Annotated in this window: 21 protein-coding genes; 17 read left to right on the forward strand and 4 right to left on the reverse strand. The window is 43.0% G+C overall.

Features of this window, described 5'->3' with window-relative positions:
• Positions 1 to 109 precede the first annotated feature (109 nt).
• The 7 genes from I6E84_RS11830 (at position 110) to I6E84_RS11860 (ending at position 5,789) form a co-directional block, all read left to right on the forward strand.
• Complete coding sequence (locus I6E84_RS11830) at positions 110 to 1,597, forward strand: hypothetical protein (RefSeq protein ID WP_197218172.1); 1,488 nt, start codon at positions 110 to 112, stop codon at positions 1,595 to 1,597.
• Positions 1,598 to 1,809: 212 nt separating this feature from the next.
• Positions 1,810 to 2,046, forward strand: coding sequence for a PA3496 family putative envelope integrity protein (locus I6E84_RS11835; protein ID WP_110924075.1), 237 nt, complete (start codon positions 1,810 to 1,812; stop codon positions 2,044 to 2,046).
• Between the two features lie 293 nt (positions 2,047 to 2,339).
• Positions 2,340 to 2,897, forward strand: coding sequence for a YecA family protein (locus tag I6E84_RS11840; RefSeq protein WP_110924074.1), 558 nt, complete (start codon positions 2,340 to 2,342; stop codon positions 2,895 to 2,897).
• Between the two features lie 94 nt (positions 2,898 to 2,991).
• Positions 2,992 to 3,456 (forward strand): YbjQ family protein, encoded by a 465-nt coding sequence (locus tag I6E84_RS11845; protein ID WP_197218173.1) that lies wholly within the window; start codon positions 2,992 to 2,994, stop codon positions 3,454 to 3,456.
• Between the two features lie 49 nt (positions 3,457 to 3,505).
• Complete coding sequence (locus tag I6E84_RS11850) at positions 3,506 to 3,976, forward strand: YbjQ family protein (RefSeq protein WP_110924071.1); 471 nt, start codon at positions 3,506 to 3,508, stop codon at positions 3,974 to 3,976.
• A gap of 299 nt (positions 3,977 to 4,275) precedes the next feature.
• The gene (locus tag I6E84_RS11855; RefSeq protein ID WP_197218175.1) at positions 4,276 to 4,509 is read left to right on the forward strand and encodes a hypothetical protein; all 234 of its coding nucleotides are present in this window, start codon (positions 4,276 to 4,278) and stop codon (positions 4,507 to 4,509) included.
• 356 nt (positions 4,510 to 4,865) lie between these two features.
• Complete coding sequence (locus I6E84_RS11860) at positions 4,866 to 5,789, forward strand: bile acid:sodium symporter family protein (protein ID WP_110924069.1); 924 nt, start codon at positions 4,866 to 4,868, stop codon at positions 5,787 to 5,789.
• Positions 5,790 to 5,948: 159 nt separating this feature from the next.
• Here the strand turns inward: I6E84_RS11860 and I6E84_RS11865 are convergent, their stop codons facing one another.
• Positions 5,949 to 7,085 (reverse strand): formate/nitrite transporter family protein, encoded by a 1,137-nt coding sequence (locus I6E84_RS11865; RefSeq protein ID WP_320158644.1) that lies wholly within the window; start codon positions 7,083 to 7,085, stop codon positions 5,949 to 5,951.
• Positions 7,086 to 7,402: 317 nt separating this feature from the next.
• Between I6E84_RS11865 and I6E84_RS11870 the strand changes: the two genes are divergently transcribed.
• The 8 genes from I6E84_RS11870 to I6E84_RS11900 all read left to right on the forward strand — a co-directional run bounded on the left by I6E84_RS11870 (position 7,403) and on the right by I6E84_RS11900 (position 17,160).
• A complete protein-coding gene (locus tag I6E84_RS11870; RefSeq protein WP_197218177.1) occupies positions 7,403 to 10,336 on the forward strand; it encodes a valine--tRNA ligase in 2,934 nt (977 codons plus the stop codon).
• Positions 10,337 to 10,371: 35 nt separating this feature from the next.
• Complete coding sequence (locus I6E84_RS11875) at positions 10,372 to 10,584, forward strand: hypothetical protein (protein WP_197218179.1); 213 nt, start codon at positions 10,372 to 10,374, stop codon at positions 10,582 to 10,584.
• Between the two features lie 10 nt (positions 10,585 to 10,594).
• Entirely contained in the window at positions 10,595 to 10,726 is a 132-nt protein-coding gene (locus I6E84_RS14225; protein WP_265090870.1) for a hypothetical protein, read from the forward strand.
• A 372-nt stretch (positions 10,727 to 11,098) separates the two neighbouring features.
• Positions 11,099 to 12,553 (forward strand): Na+/H+ antiporter family protein, encoded by a 1,455-nt coding sequence (locus I6E84_RS11880; RefSeq protein WP_197218181.1) that lies wholly within the window; start codon positions 11,099 to 11,101, stop codon positions 12,551 to 12,553.
• 365 nt (positions 12,554 to 12,918) lie between these two features.
• Entirely contained in the window at positions 12,919 to 14,649 is a 1,731-nt protein-coding gene (locus I6E84_RS11885) for a hypothetical protein (RefSeq protein WP_197218182.1), read from the forward strand.
• Positions 14,650 to 14,744: 95 nt separating this feature from the next.
• The gene (locus I6E84_RS11890) at positions 14,745 to 16,046 is read left to right on the forward strand and encodes a VWA domain-containing protein (RefSeq protein ID WP_197218183.1); all 1,302 of its coding nucleotides are present in this window, start codon (positions 14,745 to 14,747) and stop codon (positions 16,044 to 16,046) included.
• Between the two features lie 236 nt (positions 16,047 to 16,282).
• Positions 16,283 to 16,705: a YbaN family protein gene (locus I6E84_RS11895; protein ID WP_197218184.1), complete on the forward strand. Its 423-nt coding sequence runs from the start codon at positions 16,283 to 16,285 to the stop codon at positions 16,703 to 16,705.
• Between the two features lie 245 nt (positions 16,706 to 16,950).
• Positions 16,951 to 17,160 carry a cold-shock protein gene (locus tag I6E84_RS11900; RefSeq protein WP_010201661.1) on the forward strand — a complete coding sequence of 70 codons (210 nt, stop codon included), beginning with the start codon at positions 16,951 to 16,953 and terminating at the stop codon, positions 17,158 to 17,160.
• Positions 17,161 to 17,405: 245 nt separating this feature from the next.
• On the opposite strand, the gene I6E84_RS11905 is transcribed toward I6E84_RS11900, so the two are convergent.
• Complete coding sequence (locus tag I6E84_RS11905) at positions 17,406 to 18,491, reverse strand: YeiH family protein (protein ID WP_197218185.1); 1,086 nt, start codon at positions 18,489 to 18,491, stop codon at positions 17,406 to 17,408.
• Positions 18,492 to 18,713: 222 nt separating this feature from the next.
• Here I6E84_RS11905 and I6E84_RS11910 point away from each other — a divergent pair, with 222 nt between their 5' ends.
• Positions 18,714 to 19,649, forward strand: coding sequence for a LysR substrate-binding domain-containing protein (locus tag I6E84_RS11910; RefSeq protein WP_197218186.1), 936 nt, complete (start codon positions 18,714 to 18,716; stop codon positions 19,647 to 19,649).
• 128 nt (positions 19,650 to 19,777) lie between these two features.
• Here the strand turns inward: I6E84_RS11910 and I6E84_RS11915 are convergent, their stop codons facing one another.
• Positions 19,778 to 20,239: a universal stress protein gene (locus I6E84_RS11915; protein ID WP_197102196.1), complete on the reverse strand. Its 462-nt coding sequence runs from the start codon at positions 20,237 to 20,239 to the stop codon at positions 19,778 to 19,780.
• A 90-nt stretch (positions 20,240 to 20,329) separates the two neighbouring features.
• Entirely contained in the window at positions 20,330 to 20,791 is a 462-nt protein-coding gene (locus tag I6E84_RS11920) for a universal stress protein (protein ID WP_110924060.1), read from the reverse strand.
• A 587-nt stretch (positions 20,792 to 21,378) separates the two neighbouring features.
• On the opposite strand from I6E84_RS11920, the gene I6E84_RS11925 reads away from it, so the two are divergent.
• A complete protein-coding gene (locus I6E84_RS11925; RefSeq protein WP_197218187.1) occupies positions 21,379 to 24,456 on the forward strand; it encodes an insulinase family protein in 3,078 nt (1,025 codons plus the stop codon).
• The last annotated feature ends 119 nt before the right edge of the window (positions 24,457 to 24,575 follow it).

A 24,575-nucleotide genomic window follows, 5' to 3' on the forward strand; every position in this document is an offset into this window, starting at 1 on the left:
AAGACACGCGTTACAAAAAGATGCCTGCGTTACCGTTTTTTAAAATAGCCAAAAAATGAGCAATAGTCTTGTTTTTTAATTTCTTTTATCCAAAAAAGTTTAACATATCATGACGTATTTAGCGCCGCGGCAAGGGTTGTTTGCCATTATTCTTCTGGTTAGTTTTTGTTTGCAGACTCTATTGTTGGTTATCAGCACCGATCAACAGTTGAGCAACAGTCGTGCGTTAAAAGGCGAGCAGATGGTTGCTCAGCTGATTGATGAGGCAAGGTTGTCTTTAGAGAATAAAGACCGTGTCAGTCTAAGCGTGATTGCCAATCGCTATACCAGCGAGCAAGACGTGACGAAGATATTGATCACAGACAATAACGACGATATCTTGGTGCCAGTCGGCAATGCGCCTATGCAGCAAGGTGATACGATTCGTCAAATTGCTACCAACGGCGATGCTGTGATTGGTAGTGTGGCACTGACATTAAAGGACATTAGCAAAGGTGAAATTATCGCCATGCAATGGCCATTTGTCATCGGTACTATGCTACTGCACTTATTGCTTTGGTTAATTTACGGCTATCTTGCCCGTCCTACCAAAGAGCAAATCAATGCCCTCAGTCGTGATATCCAAGATTTGCACCGTGAGCAATATATGCAAATTGATCAGCGCAGCCGTAACCACGAGCGCCGCACAGCTGACCGTCAAACAGACGATCTCCAAGCCAATGACTCTCAAACAATGGGCAGCTTGGATGAAGGCGGTGCAGAGCATAAACCAGCTGACCTTCGTAAGTTTGATGTAAACAGCGAAGTAAACCAGTATTTAAGAACACAACAGAATCAAAGTTCGGGGAGCGATACCGCTCATTCTAGTACGACTATTGATGGTGCGGCAGATGACCAAGTAGGAAATCTAGCAGCGGAAAGCACGCAAGATGAAATGAGCGGCAGTAGTACTCAGAGATCTAGCAGCGCCTCGCGATTGTCTGCCACACGAGCATTTGACAGCGTAAGAGTACAGATTGTATTCCATGACGAGTTCAATATGCTTGAGCGTCTTGCACCTGCCCAGCGTTTGCCTTATTTGGCATTATGCACTCAGCTATTAAACCAAGCAGCGACCGAGCTACTCAAGCAGCCATTGTTGCTAGGTGTCAGCATGATAAATGAGACTAAGTTCGATGACAGCGGTGCGAGTGTGCTATTAAAAGCTGATAACAGCCATGCCAAAGTGGCGTTAGCAGGCGTGATGCTTGGTAAGTTATATTTAATGCTTAATAAGATTATCCATGACAAGCATATCGAGCTGTCGCGCTTTGCATTACCTGCCAAAGCGGGTGTCAGTGATGATGCACAAAGTGATGCGATGACGCAATTACTGCACAGCGTTGGCAAAAAAGAGCAGATGCTGATCTTGCTACCGAATGCTGGACTCAAGCAAATCAGCCATCATGTACAAGTACAGAGTATCATGCGCCCAACCACCGTTTATGAGCGTGAATGTGCGGTATTCGATGGTGGGAATGATTCAATGATTCAACGCTTGGCTGATGTCCGAAATTCGGTACTGATGATTGAAAATGAAGATGAATCACATATTTAATAGTATCTGTGTAATGATGTTTCATTAACTACAATTGTTTTTGTTTTTATGTACACAATTGTCTGTTATATTGCCTGCATCATTACCTTGGTATTATAGGCGAAATAGGCCATAGTGATAAAAAGCATTGACAACGTTCAGTAGAGACTTTATAAGGCATATATATATTAATGTATTCTTAATACCTTTGCCAAAAATGATAGGAGTTTGTCATGAGTGACGCTGATATTGACAACGATTTTGATGATGATTTCATCGATGATGATGATGCAAAGATGGTGGAAGAGGCTGAGACGAGTGTACGTACGCGCTTAAGCAGTCTTGAAAAACGTCGTCTAATCGATAATTTGTTAGAAGAAAAACGGTTAGCTAAAGAGCTAAAAGACGATTTAGATGACATCGATAACTTCGATGAAGATGGCGATGACTGGGACGATGACGACTTTTAAATTTTAGAATAAAGGTCTCACACAATATAAGAAAATTCAGTCGTTTAAGCCGACTAAAGCCACGTAATAATGGCTTATTATCTAATGGTATTAGGTTGATGATATCTTATTTATCACTTTTCTATGGTTGCCAGCAGCCCATTCTATGCAGTAATTCTGACTTTATAATGGTTGTTTGAATGTTTATTCGAATGACCTTTACCCTCAAATTATCACTGATTTTGCACGTAACTGAACGTTTATTGCGCACTTATTAAGACTGTCGCAATCCACCTTTCAAGGACAATTACACCATGAGTAACCAATTAAGTTTTGACGAATTACTAGACTATATGGACAATCAAGAGAGCCAGTTTGTGCTCGACAGTGTCGCTGCGCATGGTTTTTTGACGGCGACAGTCATCGGTCGTCCATTGCCTAACTGGATGGATGCATTGTTTGAAGGCCACACTAGTGAGATTCCAGAAAACGTGATCGATGGCATCACACGCTGGCGTGATTCGATCATCGCTGAGCTAAAAAACGAGACGCCTATCGAGCTACCGTTTGGTGAAGACGCTGGTGACGAAGAAGTAGCCGTCGACTTTTCAGATGATTCAGACATCGTTGCTTGGTCAATCGGCTTTGTCGATGCGATGTATGGTGATGAAGCCAGTGATTGGTTTGAAGATGAAGAAACCGCAGAAGACGTAGCAGTGTTGACCTTACCAATGATCGTATTGAGCGGTATTGATGACGAAGATCCAGAGCTTGCTGAGATGCGTAAAGATGAAGATAAGCTGGTGCAAATGGCCAATAGCATTGAAGGCAATTTGACTGAGCTGTTTTTGTTGTTTCATACCAACGATTAATATTTTTGTATTTAATAAGCAGTACTATCAATAGCGCTGCTTATTATATTTCATGCAGTTTTACACCTCTTTAACTCACCGATAAGGTCGTAACATGACTGTACAGCTTTCCAATCTTGAGCACTTGCCTAACTATCAAATCACCGAGCGTTTAGATGTGGTGTACGGCAGTACGGTACGCTCAAAGCACGTCGGTAAAGACTTGTTTGCTGGACTAAAAAACATCGTCGGTGGTGAGCTGACCGCTTATACCGAGCTGTTAGAAGAGTCGCGCCAAGAAGCGATAGACCGCATGATTGTCAAGGCAGAGTCTTTGGGTGCTGATGCAGTCGTTGGTTTGCGTTTTTCGACCTCTAGTATCGCACAGGGAGCCTCTGAGCTATTTGTTTATGGTACTGCTGTCAAAGCAATACCGATACCGCAGCAATCACCTCAAAACCCGCCAAGCGATTCTCATTATCAAACGGGTCAATCGCATCACTCAGGTCAACACCCAAGCACGCAAACCCCATCATCAGAACCTACTGATGAGTTGCCACGTTTCAATCCTTTTGGTTAAATAACCGAATCTTAAAGCATTGATGCTTTTGTATGATAAGAGACGTGCCATGAACAACTCCCTTACCCAATTCCTCATCAACTATGCACCGTTTGTTTTATTATTTGCGGCTGGTTGGTTTTTTGGCACGCGTCACGAGCGTCAGCATTTGGCACAGTTGAGCATCGACGAGCAAGCACTCAGTCATATCATTGTGTCAAGTGAGCGCTTTTATCGTCCCAATATTGCGGCTAATAGTCAAGGTGAGCTAGTACTGGGTAGTGTGGTGATTGGTCAAGATTATTTCAAAATGATTATCGCCCGTGTCTTAAGTATCTTTGGTAAAAACCTCACCACCTACGAGACGTTATTAGATCGCGCCCGCCGTGAGGCCATCGTACGGATGCGTACTGAGGCCAATGCCAAAGGTTGTAATCATATTTATGGTCTGCGCCTTGAGGTGACTAACGTCAATCAACTAGGCAGTATGGTAGAAGCTATCGCCTATGGTACGGCAGTCATCAGTACTGACCGTCACTAAAGTCCTGCCAATCTAAGGTATATCCTTAATCTTATCTTCCTTTTTATCCCCAAAATAATCACTTGTCTTAGGGTGTGTCCTCATTTTAAAAATGATGATCAAAATAAGATAAATTGCAGTCAAACGAGGAGAATAGCGCAGATAATATCGGGATATTAACCAGATATTTGACGATGTTTGGCAAAATTTAGCTATTTTTAGCCCATTTAGAGGGCACTCGTTTGAATTGAGGACACGCCCTAGTTATCCTTGCGTTGCTATCAATGTCTAACAAGAAATTATAGAGGGTCGACTATATTATGCTTGAACTTTTCTTCTGGGGCTTCCTGCTACTTTTACAGATTGTTTTTGGGCTATTGATGTTTTATGGTGTGTTTAAAGTGATGCTCTGGTCTAGTCGTACAAAGCTTTCAAAGCGTACTTCAAGCTCATCTTCTGAAGATGACATCAACAACAGTAACAGTAATCATAGCGGATATAGCAGCAATGATTCTTGTGGTGACAGTGGTGGAGATGGCGGCGGGTGTGATTGATTACTTTCTTAGCGGCAAACCTGCTCGTGTTAAGCCTAACAATATAAATAATGGGATACCCTAAAATTTTCTGTACTTTTATATGGCGAATATCCTACGTTTGAATACTGACTGGTGAGTAGTTGAATAAAATAGATAAAACTGCCTTTACAACGATATACTTTATGTTACCGCTCTATTACGATTACTGAATATATGTGAAAGATGGCATGGAATGCTGTCAAGTAATGTTGTCATACAAAACGTTGATGACGTCGATGGCTTTTACCCAAAATCTCAGCAGGATTGGCTGATTAAGCATCACAAAGTTGTCATAAAACTGCCTATGTAAGGGCTCTATCTACAAGGATGTAGTTATGGAAGGTGTGGAGTTAGTCACGTTTGTAAATTCAAAAGTCATTCCCATTGGTATCTTTTTGATCATGATGGGGATGGGTCTGTCCTTAGTTACCAATGACTTTAAAAGAGTCGTCAAATACCCCAAAGCAGTCGCAATAGGCCTAACCAATCAGCTGATCTTCTTACCATTGGTTGGTTTTGCTTTGGCAACCTCGATGTCCCTAGAACCTGAATATGCCGTTGGGGTTATGTTACTGGTGCTTTGTCCTGGCGGCACCACCTCCAACCTATTCACTTATCTGGCCAAAGGTGACGTTGCACTTTCGGTCACCATGACCGCCATTGCAAGCGTCATTACCGTGTTTACCATTCCTATCGTCCTCAGTTTTTCGCTCGTGTACTTCATGGGCGCGGGTAGTGAGTTTCAGTTGCCAGTGGTTAAAACCATGGTCAGCTTGATTGCTCTAACTATCTTACCTGTGAGCGTTGGTATGCTGATCAAACGCTATGCGCCTACGGTTGCAGATAAAACACAGGTCATGGTTTCTCGTTTTGGCGTGATATTCCTGAGCTTCTTGGTTCTATTCTTAAGCTATGTGCAAAAAGACATCATCGTAGAAGCCTTGATAGCCACTGGCCCTGTATCATTGATATTGAACGTGTCAACGATGGCGCTTGGTTATTACACCAGTAAATGGTTTGGTCTGAATCCAGCACAAAGAAGATCGATTACCATGGAAGTCGGTCTGCAGAACAGTACGCTTTCGATGTTTATGGCATTGACACTATTGGCCAATTACAAAATGTCGCTGACGCCAGCTATTTATACGCTAATCATGTTCTTAACCGCAGGTATTATGGTGAGAGTATTCAGTGCGCAACACAATAAGGCGAAGCAAACTGAAATAGACAGTAGTGTGATGGCAGCACGCAGACTTTAAACTTAAGACTATAAATCACTCAATCGTCTTTTAATTGACTGAACCCCATAACTGGCTTGATGTTTCAACGCTTGTTATGGGGTTTTTGCATTTATGGCGACTATATTTCATTACATACAATCTATAGAACATAGCGCAAGACAGGGTTAATAACAGAGCTTAACGATGACGTATATCTACTCTTTCTTTAGCATTGGCTGTCTGCTCTTTTACTTTCTCAATTTCAAACAAGAACGTGCGGTTTTTCAGTACTGCGACAAACACCACGCCACCGACCGTATTGCCCACCAGTACCACTGCCAAGAAGACTAAATAGCGCCATAGGCTGACGGTATTGCCGTACAGTAAGGCAGAAAATACTTCGATATTACCTACGATACTGTGATGTAAACCCAAAAATCCGATACTGCCCGTAATGATGGTAACTAAGACAATGCGGCTCAGGGTATCGCGTGCCGAGGTCACCAGCCATGCCGTCACGCCCATCATCCAACCTGCCAATACTGCGCTACCAAATATCACCCACCACTCAAATCCTAAGACATGCTCGGCATACGCGTCAATGTCGCTGACGCTGAACAACTGCATGTTCAAACCGAGGCCAATCATTAACGCAGCAAATAAACACCCACCCACCACGTTACCAGCGATCACGATGCCCCATAGACGTAGCAACTTAGTTAACGGTTCAATGCCGTTGAGTACTGGTAGACTTAAGAGGGAGGTTTGTTCGGTAAACAATAGCGACTGACCAATGACAACGATAATAAAGCCGATGGGGTAAAGTAACGAGGCGAGTACAAGAGCGTATTCACTGGGTAGTACTCTGCTGAGGAGCGCAAAAGCCGATAAAATCATAAAGAAGCTAATACCAATCTCAAGCCCAGCGGTAAAAGCACTGGTGAATAGCGAGCCAAGCGAGCGCTCAAAGGTTTCTTTGGCGTCCATGACCTGCTCGACTAAGATACTGGCATAGCTTTTTGCATGACTCAAATTGTCATCATTGGCGACTTTTTTGATGGTTTCTTTGTCTTCGTCACTGATTTCTTCTGGCAGATCATTATCTTTGAGGTCTTCAGTGACTTTCGTCTCATTGGCGTTCTCATTATTATTGTCAGTAGCGTAATCCTTAGGACTGCTTTCTTGAGATTCTTTTTGACTGTTTTCTTGATGGTCTTCTTTCTGGCTTCTTTGAAATCCTTCTTTATGACTGTCATCAGCCAAGTGCTCATAATCTGTAGATGAGGTCTGCAAGTCTTTCTGATGTTCAGTATGACTATCAATATCTTGGGGCACGGTAAACTCACTGGTTAAGAGATAATAGTTTTGCTATATAAGAAGTATCGAACGTAGAGACAGAAGCTATATTGAGACAGAAGCTATATTCTATCGTACGACAATCGCTGATTATGTTTAGCATTGAGCCGATTGGTGTTGTTAATTGTTTAATAATTTGCTCAAAAACTGCCTTCAGGCTTTATAAATTGCCTTACCATCTAACAAAATCTGCCTATCTGCGTTAAAATCACTCTATTCATTATTTTTCTAATTTTTATATTCGCTTTAATTCAATTAACTTTGATCACATTCAATCAATAAAAGATAATGCCATTATGAGTAACCACAACCTAACCGCCTCTATCCAAGCGGCCTTAAGCCAACTTGAAAACGCCTATAATCCTGCGGAAGTCGAAGCAGGCATGTATCAGGGCTGGGAAGAAAGCGGCTATTTTCAGCCGACTTTTGACAAAGACGAGTCATTTTCTATCGCGCTACCACCGCCGAACGTCACTGGCTCACTACACATGGGTCATGGTTTTAACAACGCGATCATGGATGCGCTCACCCGTTATCACCGCATGGATGGTGACAATACGCTGTGGCAGCCAGGTACGGATCATGCGGGTATCGCGACTCAAATGGTCGTTGAGCGTCGTTTGGAGGCGCAAGGTATCAAGCGCCGTGATATGACGCGTGAAGACTTCATCGATAAAGTATGGGAATGGAAAGAAGAGTCGGGCGGCAATATCACCAGCCAAATTCGCCGTTTGGGCAGCTCGGTTGATTGGTCGCGTGAGCGCTTTACCATGGATGATGGTCTGTCTAACGCGGTAAAAGAAGTGTTCGTACGCCTGTTCGACGATGGTTTGATTTATCGTGGTAAGCGTTTGGTCAACTGGGATCCTAAGTTCCAAACCGCATTATCTGATTTAGAAGTAGAAAACCACGACGAAAAAGGCAGCTTGTGGCATTTCCGCTATCATTTCACAGATACAGAGCTAACCACTCAAGATGGCAAAAACTATCTGGTCGTCGCAACCACACGTCCTGAAACATTACTCGGTGATACGGCTGTCGCAGTTAATCCTAGCGATGAGCGTTATGCGCATTTAGTCGGCAAAACCATTACCTTGCCAATTACGGGTCGTGTCGTGCCTATCGTCGCTGATGATTATGTCGAAAAAGACTTCGGTACGGGCTGTGTCAAAATCACCCCAGCGCATGATTTTAACGATTATGAGTTGGGTCGTCGTCATAGCTTGCCATTGATTAACATCCTTGATGAGCGCGCTAATATCTTAGCAGCGATGGAAGTTTATCCTGATCTGCAAACGCGTGAGCCAGAGTTGGAAACCACTCCAAGCGAGTATGCAGGACTTGAGCGTTTTGCCGCTCGTAAGTTCCTTGTGGAGCAAGCAGGCGAGCAGGGCTGGCTAGAAGACATCGAAGACTATGCGCTAAAAGCCCCACGTGCTGAGCGTGGCGGTACGATCGTTGAGCCGTGGTTGACCGATCAATGGTATGTCGCTGTTAAAGAGCTTGCCAAGCCTGCGATTGACGCGGTAGAAGACGGTAGCATCGAGTTCGTCCCTGCGCAGTACAAAAACATGTATATGTCGTGGATGACCGATTTGCAAGATTGGTGCATCAGCCGTCAGTTGTGGTGGGGACATCGTATCCCTGCATGGTATGACGATGCGACGGGTGAAATCTATGTGGCCCGTGACGAAGCCGAAGTACGTAGCAAGTACAGTCTCAGCGATGATGTCGTGTTACGCCAAGATAATGACGTGCTCGATACGTGGTTCAGCTCTGGTCTATGGACGTTCAGTACGCTTGACTGGGCAGACGTCAACGCCGATCCACGCGTGATGGATACCTTTCACCCAACCAGCGTGCTCGTGACAGGTTTTGACATTATCTTCTTTTGGGTTGCTCGCATGATCATGATGACCATGCACTTCGTGAAAAACGAAGACGGCACGCCGCAAGTACCGTTTAAGACCGTCTATGTGCATGGTCTGGTACGTGATGGCAATGGTCAAAAAATGTCAAAATCGAAAGGTAACGTCTTAGATCCGATTGACCTAATCGACGGTATTGATCTGGAAGCGCTGGTAGAAAAACGCACCAGCAACATGATGAATCCAAAAGACGCGGCCAAAATCGAAAAGCAAACGCGTAAAGAGTTCCCAGAAGGCATCCCAGCCTTTGGTACGGATGCACTGCGCTTTACCTTTACCTCCCTTGCTAGTACCGGTCGCGATATCAACTTTGATCTAAAGCGTGTCGAGGGCTATCGTAACTTCTGTAATAAAATCTGGAACGCCAGCCGTTTTGTACTCATGAACTGTGTCGATAGCGAAGGTGCTGCCAAGCCTATCGATCAAGCGGCCAACCCTGACGTGTGGGAATTACCAGAAAAATGGATCATGAGTCGTCTGAACTCTACCATTGCCGATATCCATCAGCATTTCGCTCAGTATCGTCTCGATATGGTCAGCCAAGATATCTATGAGTTCATCTGGAATGAGTACTGTGATTGGTATGTTGAGCTTGCCAAAGCCAGTCTGAATGATGACTCGGTGTCTGACGAGCGTAAAGCGCAAATCCGCTATGTGCTACTGCACGTGCTAGAGACGGCGCTACGCTTTAGCCATCCAATCATGCCGTATCTGACCGAGCAAATCTGGCAGACGGTCGCACCGCTACTGGGTCGCAAAAACACCGATAGCATCGTGGTCGCTGACTATCCAAAAACGGATGAGGCACAAATCAGTGAGCAGGTTGAGGCGGATATGGCGTGGCTACAAGAGCTAATCGCTAGCGTCCGTAACATCCGTGGTGAGATGAAACTGGGTAATGCGGTACGTCTGCCAGTGCTACTACAAAATATCTCTGCTGATGAAGATGCGCGTCTGTCACGTATCAAAAACCAGTTCAAAGCGCTTGCCAAAGTCGATAGCTTAACCATCCTAAAAGAAGGTGATGAAGTACCATTGTCATCATCAAGTATGGTCGGTCAGCTACGGGTACTCGTACCGATGAAAGGGCTAATCGATCCAACGGCTGAGCTGGCACGCTTGGGTAAGTCATATGATAAGTTGAAAGGTCAAGCCGAAGGCATCGCTCGTAAGCTAGGTAATGAAGGCTTTGTCAGTAAAGCACCTGCGGAAGTGGTCGATGCTGAGAAGGCGAAACTGGCCGAGCTAGAAGGTCAGTTGACCGCGATGACGGCGCAGATGGAGCAGTTGAAAGCGTTGTAATAAAACTGACTATAACCAGTATAAAGGTCTAGATAATGTGGGGTGAATTTGTCAATAGAGGTAGCATTTTTGCCAATATATGGCATGGCTCCAAAGTTATACTGGTTTTTTGCTTACTATTCTTAATCATATGGAAATTTGCAGGTATGGTAGCAGCGATAGGAACTATTGCTGTTGCTATTATTATGACCATTGTTATTACTTTCGCTTATGAAAAATTATATAAAGATCTTGATAATTTAGAGTAGGGTGCGTTCCATGCACCAATGGTTGGTGATAGTGCTATTATCGGTGCATGGAACGCACCCTACAAAGATACGTGTACTCGTACCGATGAAAGGGCAGTTGACCGCGATGACAGCACAGATGGAAGAGTTAAAGAACCTGTAATTGCTATGACAATAGCTGTATGAATAAAAAACGCCATCACAACTGTGATGGCGTTTTTTATTGTCAGGATGACGTTCAGTAAGATGGCTACCTGATGTACGTAAGATATAGTCAAAGAAATCTAAAATAGCTACAAGGCAGCCGACCGCAGATTGTATATATAGTACCTCTAGGGAGGGTAACACCGTAGCGGTTAGTAGTTCGCTGACGATAGCGTCGTCCAAACGTACACTGTTAAAGAGTAGTAATACCTTAGTAGCCAAATAGGAATGACTCCTCAGCGTTAAGGGGTGTATATTGCATGCTGTTTTTTTTATTTTTTAGTTCACTTTACCCATTTGATTTATTTGAAACATTATTTTGAGGGATATTATGTTAGCTGCTTATCGAGATGATACGTTTTTTCTTAATCGAGCGTTACCTGTACTGGTTGCTTTAGCGGCTATTTATGGGCTGTTGTCGCTGCTGTCTATTCCGATCAATGCTGTGGTGTTGGCCATTGTACTCATGGTTGTATTTTGTCTTATCAAGATTCCTGTTGCGGTATCCTTGGTATCAGCGGCTTTGCTAGGTGGTCTGCATGCACAAATGGCGTTTCCAGATATCTTGCAAGTATTGAATGACAACTTGCTCAGTGGTGCGCAGGTAGGTATGACCTATATCATGGTCGGTGCATTTGCCGTTGCACTGTCGAGGAGTGGTGTGCTTGATTGGGTGGCGCAAAAAATGGCTCGTAGCCTAAATCGTGAAGGTGCTCATGTACGCAAACAGGTCAAATGGATGCTGTTTATACTGTTCATTGTCGCCTCATTACTCTCACAAAACTTGATTCCAGTACATATTGCTTTTATTCCAGTACTTATCCCGCCATTACTTGGATTGATGAATCGTCTACAAATTGACCGTCGTGCCATCGCTTGTATTCTGGCTTGTGGCATCAGTGCGTCTTATCTGTTGTTGCCGTTTGGCTTTGGTGCGATTTATCTCAATGAAATTTTATTAGAAAATTTTAATACGGTGGGTGCGGCATCTGGGTTTGTTGCCACAGCGAGTATGGCGCCTAAAGCGATGTTTTTTCCAGTGATGGGTATTTTGGCTGGCATGCTGGTTGCTGTCTTTATCACGTATCGTAAGCCACGCGCTTATATCGAATCACAAAAACAAGAAATGTCAGCATCTACCGATCAAGAAAATATAGAAATAGGGTTACAGCCTTTACTATTTACTGCATTGGCCGTGATAGTGGTATTGCTGTTCCAAATGTATTTTGATTCTTTGTTTATCGGCGCAATGATAGGGTTTATGATTCTTGGCTTCTCTGGTATTTATCGCTGGCGGGCTCAGGACGATGTCTTTACTCAAGGCGTTCGATTAATGGCTGAAATCGCCGTGATTATTACTGTTGCTTCCAGTTTCGGTGCGGTATTAACGGCCACAGGTGACATCGATCCATTAGTGGCTTCTGCGACTCAGATTTTAGGTGATAATAAGCTGTTCGGTGCTGGGATGATGCTGATCGTGGGCTTGTTTATCACTATTGGTTTTGGTGATTCATTTGCCTCTGTACCGATTCTGGCACCGATTTATATTCCATTATGCGTAGCGCTTGGTTTTTCTCCATTAGCGACACTGGCTATGCTTGGTGCGTCTGCGGCATTGGGTGATGCGGGTTCGCCTGCGTCTACACTCACGCTTGGTGCGACTGCTGGTTTGAATGCTGATGGACAGCATGACCATATTAAAGACAGTGTGATACCGACTTTCTTCCATGCCAATATTGGTATGCTGTTATTTACTTTGGTCGCTGTGGTATGGTTGTTGGGCTAAACTGACTGAGGGTGAAGGGCAGTTGACGGCGCAGATGGAGCAGTTAAAAGCGTTGTAAATAAAGCGTAAATATCTATAGTAATAAAGAACGCTGTCACAATTGTGATGGTGTTTTTTATTGCCTACTGGTTAGTTCTCTAACCAACTCTTAGTTCTGATAAATAACTGAATATTTGTGTATTAATATCTATTATACTGCACATTAAAGCATTATTTCTGAAGAATGAAGTTATACCAGCACAAAATAATTTATTTGGTTTAGACTAATTAACGGTTATGATCTGTATTGCATTAGTTGGCTTCGAAATATTTGTTGATATAAATTAACCGTTATAGTGTAAATATATGAAAAGTATAAGACATTTATGAATACAGACTTTATTAAATCATTGGGTATGAAGTTATTTAAAGGGAGTGAAGATAACCTAACTCTCGATGAATGGAATATTTTCCACACGTATACGAGTTTTTTAGATGTGAAAAATCTAAATCTTGAAGAGCTTGCTATATCGTTAGTTGATAATGATTTTGCACCTTGTGTTTTGCATAAAAATGGCATGACTTGGTTTAAGTCGGATGGCGAAATAATATCCGGAATAACAGTTCTTGGCGGCGATCCTAACCGAGTAGAAGTAAGTTTGATTGGAAAGGACTCTGAGAATAATTTAGGTAAGCTTAGTAGTTACGCTAAAGAGTCTTGGCATCAATCGATACAGTTTAGAATGAATGAACATATAGTTTTTGAAGATAGCTTTTTGACCGACTATATAAGAATCTCAGTAGGTTTGGTTCGAGTATTTTCAAGAGTTGATAAAATCAATTACGATTTATACTTAACGATAAAGTTACATGAAAATGGAGTTATTATTGTTGAGTTTAGGGCAATATCGCCTCAGAAAAAAATTCACTATTCGGATTTCATTAGTTTATATTTAAATCTTGGCCTAATTGAATTTGAGTCTGTTGAAATAAATTCTGCCATAGTTAATTTAAGTGCTAAGGCTTATAACGATTTTTCATTTAAGGCTAAGTTCTATCAAAGATTGAAGATGATCAAAGCAAGTAAGGTACATAATGAAGCTATTCAAGCTAATAAGAAAAATGTAGAAAGTGGCGACTTTACTTTTGATTTAGCTGAATTAACACATTCGAATAATAGTTACGATACTTTAAGTTCGATAGCTCAAACTATGTTCTCTACAATTGGGTATGTAGCAAGTAATCCTAGAACAGGATTAAAGTATTTGTTATTTGGACAGAAAAAACTTATTGAAAATGGTAATTTTTGGACTGGTAGGCCTTATACTTTTATTACTCGTTTTGATGGACAGAGGATGTCAGCTAAAGAGAATATTAATGTTTTTGGAAATAGTTTAGGCTCTATTCTAGTTAGAAGCATTGCGTATGAGGATTCTAATCCTAAGCAGTATCTCTCGAAAGATTATAGGTATTTAGATGACTACTCAATCCTATTGAGTAAGGGGTTTTCGCTGTGTATTTGGTCAAAAAAGGGCGTTGATTCACAAGACGAATGGAATGATACGAATAATGGTAGTTTGATTTATGGACAGCAAGCAATACATGAGTTCTTAGAATATGGATATATAATAAATAGAATGTTGCTCCAGAAAGTGGACAGTTCAAAAGACTTAAAAGCTATTAATAGGCTAAGAAATGAAATACTGGATTTCAAAACTTCTATAAAAGATGCTCCAAAGTATGGTGAAATTCGAGAGTTTGTTGAATCTTCATTAGAAGAGTATGAAGTACCAGATTTGGCTGATCGAATAAATCAAAGACTTGATATCAGGTTAGATGAATTAGGTCGTATATATAGTTCTAACAATAATTTCTCAAACAGGCTAATTGCTATTACTTTCGGCTTGATAGCTTCTTTTTCTTTATCCAATAGACTCGTTGAGCCAAGTTGGGTATATATGGAATTACCATTAAATTCTAACCCAAATCTTCAAAGCTTAATATTTGTCATGCTATCGCTTGTAATATCAATATTGCTCATATTATTAGTTCTATTGGTTAATAACTATGTTGCCAACAGGAACAGTCGAGAGGTCTTAGGAAGACGTTTCCCTTGAATAAAAACTGTCACAGCAAAAACTATGGCGGTTTTTTAATGTCAGTAATTAGTCTATTATCTCTAAAGAAATAACAAGCTAACGTAAGGAACACCATGAACCATCTCACCGTTGGACAACGATCGCCTTTGGGCAACCTTGCTATTGACGACACCGCACCCATCACGCTTAAATTCACTCGGCAAAGCCCGATAGAGATGGACATCAGTTGCTTTGCCTTAGACGCAGCGGGCAAACTGATCAATGATGATTACATGGTGTTTTATAATCAGCCGACTTCTCCATGCGGACAAATCAAGCTCACCCATTACGAGTTGCAGCCAACGGCAAATAAAGGCATCCAAGCCGAGTTTGAGGTCAACTTATCCAAACTGGATGCGAATATAGACAGCTTGTTTTTTGTGTTATCAGCCGACGCGCCGCTGAATCAAATTCAATCGTTAGAGATTGGCATTTGGCAGCAGTCGCAAAAAGCACAGGCAGAATATCAAGCAGCAGACTTTGCCCAGCAGCAAGCCAGTATGCTCATGCAGCTGTATCGTAAAAGTGGCGTGTGGCGAGTATCTAACGTCGCGCAAGGCTTTAATGGTGGGCTTGCCGCCATCGTGCAGCATTTCGGTGGTGATGTAGAAGAGGGAAGCTCGCAAGCAGCCGAGGCAACCGCAGCACCAGTTCAAGCAAAACCATCGCTAGAAAAGGTCATGCTAGATAAAGCCCCAAAGCTCGTCAATCTGGCCAAAAAAGCCACGATATCGCTTGAGAAACGCCAATTGCAGCAATTAACCGCAAAAGTGGCGTTGGTGCTAGATGCCTCAGGCTCAATGAATAGACAGTACAAAAAAGGCCGCGTGCAAGAAGTGGTCAATCGCATATTGCCATTGGCAGTGAGCTTCGATGACGACCAAGCACTAGACTGCTGGGCGTTTGCCCGAGATCCGCAGTATTTGGGTGAGATTGGGCTGAGCAACTATGACGGTTTCATTGACAATGCTCATGGCGGCTGGCGCAAATGGGCACTTGGCCCGCGCATTAACAATGAAGCAGAGGTCATGAAAGCGGTGACGGAGTTTTATCAAAAAGACGGACTGGACGTGCCTGTATACGTGCTATTTATCAGTGATGGCGGGGTGAATGACAATCGCGGTATCACGAGAGTCATGACGGAAGCGGCGAAACTGCCGATATTTTGGCAGTTTGTGGGCTTGGGTGGTCGTGGTTATGGCATCCTAAAAAAACTAGACGATATGGAAGGGCGCGTGATTGATAATTGCGACTTTTTTGAATTAGATGACTTGGATGATATCAGCGAAGAAGCCTTGTATGAAAACATGCTAGAAGAGTTTCCAAGCTGGCTAAAAGAAGCCAAGCAGCTTGGGATAGTGATTGGCGGTAACTAATAACAAATCGATAAATACCTAGATAGGTATCCATAAAGGTAACGTAAGAGATAGGTTTGGCTGTTTATTTACCCACCAATAACCAAACCTACTTATCTATAGCAAAAACCTCGCAAAAATAGTCTTGTATCGCTGTCGGTGATATTGCATGCTTAATGACCTATATAGGTAGCTATTTTATAAAAGAGCAGTAGCTGCTTGCCTTTATCGCCTTACTGTCTAATAACATGACTTCTATGACTCAATCAAAAAAAACGTTTTATCACCGTCCAAAGACCAACCAATCCAAGAGTCCAACAGTGCGCTGGACGTTTCTAACGCTTGGTTGGATATTTTTTGTGTTGGGGATTATTGGGGCATTGTTGCCTGTCATGCCGACCGCGCCTTTTATATTATTGGCAGCAGGCTGCTGGGCGCGTAGCTCGCGGCGCTTTCACTTTTGGCTGATTAATCACAAATATTTTGGTAAGTTTGTTCGTGATTGGGAAAATAATCACGCCGTACCTTTCTATGCTAAGTGTTTGGCAACAATAATGATGACAATATCGACAACGATGTTATTTTATCGTTTGCCTGCTGATATGATGTGGATGGCATGGGTGGTAGCTGCGGTGTGTAGTGGGGTAGCGGTGTATTTGTTCCGATTACCCAATGCCTAAAAAACAGTGCAATTGGGGTCAAAAACAGTGAAAAATCGTCTTTAGTTACACGAAATGTCAGATAAGACTTGCGATATGCAGATATTCTGCTTATAATACGCCCAAGCTTAAGAGCAGTTCTGCACCAAATCATTACCTCGTAGTATTAGTTATAATCCTTCGTTTTAATATTTATCGTTCAGTAGCTATTTGCAAGCGTTACCGGTCACTAGGCCATTAATAAATTAAAAAGTAGGATTATCAATATGTCAGATACTCAAAAAGGTACAGTTAAGTGGTTCAACGAAGCTAAAGGCTTTGGTTTTATCGCTCCAGAAACTGGCGCAGACGTTTTTGCTCATTACAGCGAAATCACTGGTTCAGGCTTCAAAACTTTAGCTGAAGGCCAAGAAGTTGAGTTCACTGTAACTCAAGGTCAAAAAGGCCCACAAGCACATAACATCGTTGCTATCTAATTTGTCTTTATAGACAGATAGATGAATAGATGTAGAAAAGCGAACCTTCGGGTTCGTTTTTTTTCGTCTGTCATTTGTCATTTGATAGGAGCCGTTAAATATCAAATGGCTTTGACATCAAAATATAGAATCAAAAATGCCTACATACTATTTTGATAGTTGTAGGCATTCTTGTTTTTATGGAGTGTAATGAATAATAGGGTACTAAAGCTTAGAGCTAGTGTAGCGCTAAAGAAGTGAATCTATCAGATAGAGCCAATACCAATATTAATCAGACCACCGCCAATGATTAACCAAGCAAACATAATAGCCCCCAAGATAAGCGGCTTAACGCCAGCTTGCTTAATCGCGCTCAGATGAGTCGTCAATCCTAGTGCAAACATAGCCATCGTCAGCAAAACATCATCAAACTTGACCATACTTCGCTCAAAGCTGTCAGACATCGGCACCCATGTGTGCAATACAACGATAAGAATAAAAATAAAGGCGAACCATGGCACGTTGACTTGTTTGATGCGGTCTACAAATGACAATGTCTCGCCATGACTGTCATTGTCACCCTTGGTTAAAGCAAAGGATAAAATCAGTAGAAAAGGGGCGAGCATCATGACGCGTATCATTTTGGTCACGACGGCTGTATTGCCAACTTCAGGATTGATCGCGTTACCTGCGACCACGACTTGCGCCACTTCGTGTATGGTCGAGCCAGTGTAAATGCCGTATTGTTGAGCATTTAGCCAAGGCTGTAACCAGCCAAGATGATACAAAAATGGATAGAGCAGCATCGCAATAGTACCAAAGACGACGACAGTTGCCACAGCGATAGTGACTTTATGAGCTTCTGCTTTGACCACTGGCTCTGCAGCAATGACTGCGGCTGCTCCGCAAATGCTCGCGCCTGAACCAATCAATAGAGTCGTTTTTTTATCGACTTTTAGCCATCTAGTACCCAGCCAATAGGTCAATAGAAAGGTCGATGTCAGTACCAGTGCATCGGTCATAATTGCTGGCATACCCACGCTAGCCACTTGCGTCATCGTCAGTTTAAACCCATAAAACATAATGGCTAAGCGCAAGATTTGACCTTTGGCAAAGCATACACCAGCATTTAGCTGCTCGGCGAAATTAGGGTATACCGTATTGCCCAACAGCATACCGAGCAAAATCGCTAATGTTAAAGAGGATAATCCGACGATGCGCCCGTTCGACCAAGTGTCTAGACCATTATTGAGCCATAAACAAAATAAGCTACCGACCAGCACCACGAGCAATCCTGCTAAGTGCCGATTGCTTGGGAGATAGTTGGTCACTGTTTTGGTTAAGGCATTCATGACAGGTTGTCCTATTGTCATTAATCGAAATAAGCATAAGTTTATGAATGGACAGTATAAGATAAGCTGATTTATAATAAAAACAGATTAATAAGATACAAACTATCGATTTTTTAGGTTAATACTGATGGTTCAAGATTGATAGTAAAAATATTGAGATTGAAACAAGATAGGTATAGCGAATAAAACAGGCTAAAAACTGACATAAGGCGTCATGAACTAATGAAAAAAGCGATGCAGACGCTACCTAAGATTACGCTAAAGCAATTGGCGGTATTTGTGAGTATTTATCAGACAGGCAGCACCAGCCGTGCCGGTGAAGAGCTGCATTTATCACAGTCAGCGGTCAGTAGCGCGCTGACTGAGCTGGAGTCTAGACTACAGATGCCGCTATTTGAGCGCGTTGGACGTCGGCTCAATCAGCATCCTAATGCCCATCCTATTTATGTGCAAGCGCAAGCGATATTGGGACAGTCATTGACGCTTGAGCATTATCATAAGCATCAAGCAGGACAGATACATATTGGCGCGAGTACCACCATAGGCAATTATGTATTGCCACCGCTGCTGGCTAAATTATATAAAGCACTGCCGGATGCGAGTGTGAACACTTATATTGCCAATACTCAAGAAGTGGTCGCTGAGGTTGAGCAACTCAACATCGATATTGCCCTAGTAGAAGGGATGCCGCGCCCGACAGATATGAAGGCCATCGAACAGCGAGAATGGCGAACGGACAAATTAATGATATTTGCTAAGCGTGACAGTCAGTGGCTAGTAGATATAGCATCCTATAATGATGCGGGCGATTGCTACGAGCTTAGTATCGAACAACTGGCACGATTGCCATTACTGGTGCGAGAGAAAGGCTCAGGTACGCGGCAGATCATCGATGAGCAGTTGCTAAAGCATTTACCCGATGCGGACGTCATTATGGCGATTCAACAATCAGAAGCCATCAAGCATATGGTCAGTGTCGATATCGGATTGGGTTGTTTGTCGCAGCATGTGATTGAGCCAGAGCTGGCAGCAGGTACATTGGTACAAGTGAATGTGGTAGGAATTGATCTGTCGCGGACATGGTGGCTAGTCTGGCACAAAGCTCGCCATCAAAGCCCCATTTGGCAGACTTTCATTGATATTTTGACATCAGAGTAAGGGTCAAAGCGTTAAAGACAGACAATAAAAAGCGTTCCATAGTAATTTTCTATGAAACGCTTTATTAGAGGCTATTTTGATACAAGTTATCTAACTTAGTTCTCGTCACTTGATCTTTGTCATATAAGCTATTTTGTGACAGGCTTATCCAGTCTGACCACCAAGCTATCACAAGGCACGTTCGGTAGGATATTATCTGCCGTAGCGCCACTTAACCAAGCGACAATGCCATGGCGTTCGTGACGACCAATGACCAATAAATCCACATCGTGTTTATGGCAGTAATTGACGATACCTTCGCTGTTTGAGATAGCAGTGGTTACCTCAGAATTGACGGCATTTAACTGGTTGCGTTCCAAAAATTCTGCCAATTTAGCGCGGGCTTCTTGGCAACGTTCATCATCAATCTCATCGTATAAGCTTGAGGCGGGCACCAGCTCATAGCCAAAACCAACCATTGTATCTTTGACAATATGTAATACCGATAACTTAGAGCCAGGACGATTATCGACGATACGTTTGGCTTTTTGGGCGACCACGTCAGCATCAGATAATAAGTCGGTAACCAGTAATATATGTTGATAACTCATGAGATTTTCCTCGTAGCAGATAGTCTTAACTATAGCACTACCCATGGCCGCTGTTAAGTAAGCGTTGGCTATCTTTTTCTGAATAATCGATTACTGTGTTACAGGCTGATCAAGCTTTACCACTAGGCTGTCGCAAGGTACGTTTGGTAGTATGTTGTCTGCAGTCGCCCCGACTAACCAAGCGGCAATACCACGTCGCTCGTGGCGTCCGATAATGAGTAAATCGACGGCTTTTTCTTGGCAGTAATTGACGATGCCTTTGCTATTGGATATGGCGGCAGTTACCTCAGCGTCGACTGCACTCAGCTCATTGCGCTCCAAGAACTGTGCTAGATTCGCTCGAGCTTCTTGCCAGTGTTCACCATCGACATCTCCTGATAAGCTAGAGGCAGGAACCAACTCAAACCCAAAGCGTACCATATCATCCTCAACGATATGTAAGACTGTCAGTTTGGCTTCAGGAGAGCCTGCAAGGATGCGTTTGGCTTTTAGTGCAACCTTATCAGCATCGGACAATAAGTCTGTGACCAATAAAACATGTTGGTAGCTCATTAGATGTTCCTATTAATAGTTAACTTCATAGTAACAGTGGCGACTGGCTTTGTTAAGGGTTAAATCCATTATTTAATTGTGGTAATGATTGAGTGCTGTTATATGATTTTGATCACAAAGGTTTTAACCACAAAAGTCCGAGGCAAAAAGGTTTAAGGCAAAAAGGCTTTAATAGAAAAGAGAGTCAACCGAGTGCCGATTTATTTGGAATACTTCAAGCAAGGTTAATGCTGGCACTAGTCTATAGAGAATTGACTGTATTATTGCCAGATGGATGGCTTGACTTATGACAGTGCAAACCCCATCTACTTCCGTTAGGCAAATTCTTTTTAATTTATACGAGCGTATCGCTATCATTTAAAATGATGTATTGATACCTGGCATTAAATTTGAATATTACTCATAGGTTAATCACAATAATACTCACAATATTTTATATGAATAGCATATAAAAACGACCCTACGATAAGTATGACATTCACTATTTATCTATTGTTTACCTTGATTTTATTTGATCGCTACTGGCTAGATTTGGTCATAAATAGCATATTATTCTAAATAAAATAGGGCAATCCATAAGGAAAATTATGACCGACACGTTATTTACTGCTGATCTAACTTTGCATCCTGCATTTGAGCTGCTAGAGCATCGCCATATTGATGCGCTCTCGATGGACGTATTGATAAGCCAACACGTCAAAACAGGCGCCATGCATTATCACTTGGCGCATCCAAGCGACGAAAATGCTTTTTTGGTTGGCTTTCGCACACAGCCGATGGATTCAAAAGGGGAAGCCCATGTGTTAGAGCATGTAGCGCTATGTGGTTCTGAAAAGTTCCCTGTCCGTGATCCGTTTTTCTCAATGATTAAACGTTCGCTCAATACCTTTATGAATGCGATGACCGCCGCTGATTGGACGGCTTATCCATATGCAACACAAAACAAAAACGACTATTTTAACTTGCTTGCTGTCTATCTTGATGCCTCGTTTTTCCCTAATATTCATCCGCTCGATTTTGCCCAAGAAGGCATTCGCGTGGAGCTTGACGAAAATGACAAGCCACAGTTCAAAGGTATTGTCTTTAACGAGATGAAGGGCGCAATGAGCGGTGAGATTGACCAGTTGTATCATACGGTCGCTCATCATTTGTTCCCAACGACGACGTATCACTATAATTCAGGCGGCGATCCTGCGGATATTCCTGATTTGACGCATACTGAACTGGTTGAGTTTCATCAGAGCCATTATCACCCATCAAACAGTGTGATTATGAGCTTTGGTAATATTCCGGTCGCTGAAACGCAAGCCAAAATTCATGACGATGCCTTAACTCAGTTTGAAGCTGGCAAAAAGCACGTATCGCGTCCAGAGCAGCGTTTGTCTGCGCCTGTTAGTGCGGTAGATACTTATACGGCTGACGAAGCAGGCCCTGATCAAACCCATCATGTCGTGGCGTGGTTATTACCATCGATTACTGATCCCAAGCAGCGTTTGGCATTACGTCTATTAGAAGGCGTATTGGTTGAGCATGCTGGCTCGCCGCTGCGTGCCTATCTTGACAGCCATCCACTGGGTAAAGCGCCAAGTCCGCTATTGGGACTTGATGATAGTCATTACGAGATGGTCTTTTATACGGGTCTACGCGGTTCGAACCCTGAGCATGCCGAAGCGGTAGAACAGGGTATTCTTGATTTGCTCACAGAAGTTGCCAGTTCACCAGTCGATGACGAAACCATCGAAACTATTTTGCACCAGATCGAGATTGATCAGCGTCATATCGGCGGTGATAGCATTCCTTACGGTCTGAACTTGATGCTAGAGGGTTTTAGTACGGCGATTCATGATGGTAATCCTATAGATGTGTGGGAAGTTGATGAGCATTTGCAGTGGCTGCGCGAGCAAGTAAAAGATGCGCAATGGCTACCGAATTTAATTAAAACGCATCTGTTAGACAATCAGCATCGTGTCCGCGTCACATTGACACCTGATAGTGAAAAGACCGCCCGTCTTGCTGCTGCTGAGCAGACACGTCTGGATACTATCGAGATGGATTTGACCGCCGATGATAAAGACATCTTGCACAAACAAGCATTGGATTTAGCAGCACGCCAAGCGGCACCTGATGATTTGAGCTTGTTGCCAAAAGTAGGTCTAGAAGACGTACCAACGGACATTAGCTTTAAACAAGGCACGCAAAAGCAGGTAAGTTTAAGTGGGCAAGACAGTACTTTATTTGAATATGAAGCAGGTACCAACGGTATTTATTACTATCAAGTCATCATCCCGTTGACTGATGCGATTGGTAATGCAAACGCAGATGAACTGCCAGTCAATGACGTGATTAATCATCCATTGCTGCCTATCTATTTAAGCCTATTGTCAGAATTAGGTACGGACACGCTCAGTGCTCATGAAATGCAAGCCAAGCAAGCGGCGCATTCATCAGGGGTCACGGCTCGTATCAGCCAACGTACCAATGTTGATGATAGCCAAGCGATTAGCAGTTATTTCGTTGTGGCAACGCGTGCGCTTAACCGTAAGCCTGAAGCGATTGATTTGCTCAAAGAAGTCATGGAGCACAGTATCTTTTCTGAGCATGACCGTATCAAAGAAATCTTGCAGCAGCGTCAAGCAGGTTGGCAGTCAAACCTAGCAGGTTCAGGGCATTCTTATGCCATGCAAACTGCCAGTCGTGGTATGAGTCGCCAAGCACAGCTAGAATATGTTCGCAGCGGTCTGCCAGCTTTGAATGCGTTAAAGGACTTCTTAACGCATGCCAGTATGGATGATGCCCAGTGGAATAAATTGGCTACGAGCTTGATGGATTTACATCAACGCTTGATCAGCTTGCCTAAGCACGCCGTTATCATCTGTGAAGCAGAGCAAGGCGAACGCTTAAGCAGTTTGATTGTCGATAGTTGGAAAGACAGCCAAGCGCCAAAGATTGCCGAGCAGATCCGCAGTTCTGAGAATAGCATTGAAGACAGTATCCCGAGCGAGTTTGCAGATTTGCAACTTAATACAGCGTTAAACGGTGAGAAAGACACGGTCAAAGCACTAGAAAGTGGTGTGGCGCTCGATGTTGAGGATTTGGCTTGGCTAGTACCAACCAACGTCTATCATAATGCCAGTGCTTACACTGTACCTGCTGCCGATCATCCTGATACCGCTGCACTAATGGTATTAGCACCTTACTTACGCAACGGCTATCTACACAGTGCCATTCGTGAGCGTGGTGGTGCTTATGGTGGTGGTGCTGGTTATGATGCCAATGCGTGTGCGTTTAAGTTCTTTAGCTACCGTGATCCACAATGCGCTGAGACCTTTGCTCATTTTGATGCCAGTATCGAATGGTTATTGAATGAACCTCAGACCGATGAGCAGTTGGAAGAAGCTATCTTAGGTATTATCTCAGGTATGGATAAGCCAGGCTCTCCAGCTGGCGAAGCTGTCAAAGCGTGCTTCGCTGATTTACATCATCGCGGTGTCGATTGGCAGCGTAAAATGCGCGCGTCAATATTGGCAGTGACGGTTGCTGATTTACAGCGCGTTGCCAAGCAATATCTGCAAGGCCAGGAGCATGTACGTGCAGTATTAGCGCCTTATGATAAAGAAGAGGCTGTTAAAAATCTTGGCTTTAACGTTTGTAAAATAAAGAGCTAATATCGCTTTTTATATAAGAAATCTTTAAATAAAAGCCAAATTTCGGAATTAAGCATTAAATAAGCAGACAATACTAAATTATTGTCTGCTTTTATTTTGTCTGCAAATAATTTAAGATG

The sequence above is a fragment of the Psychrobacter sp. SCQQ22 genome (assembly GCF_015864605.1).
GTDB classification, from domain to species: Bacteria; Pseudomonadota; Gammaproteobacteria; order Pseudomonadales; family Moraxellaceae; genus Psychrobacter; species Psychrobacter fozii.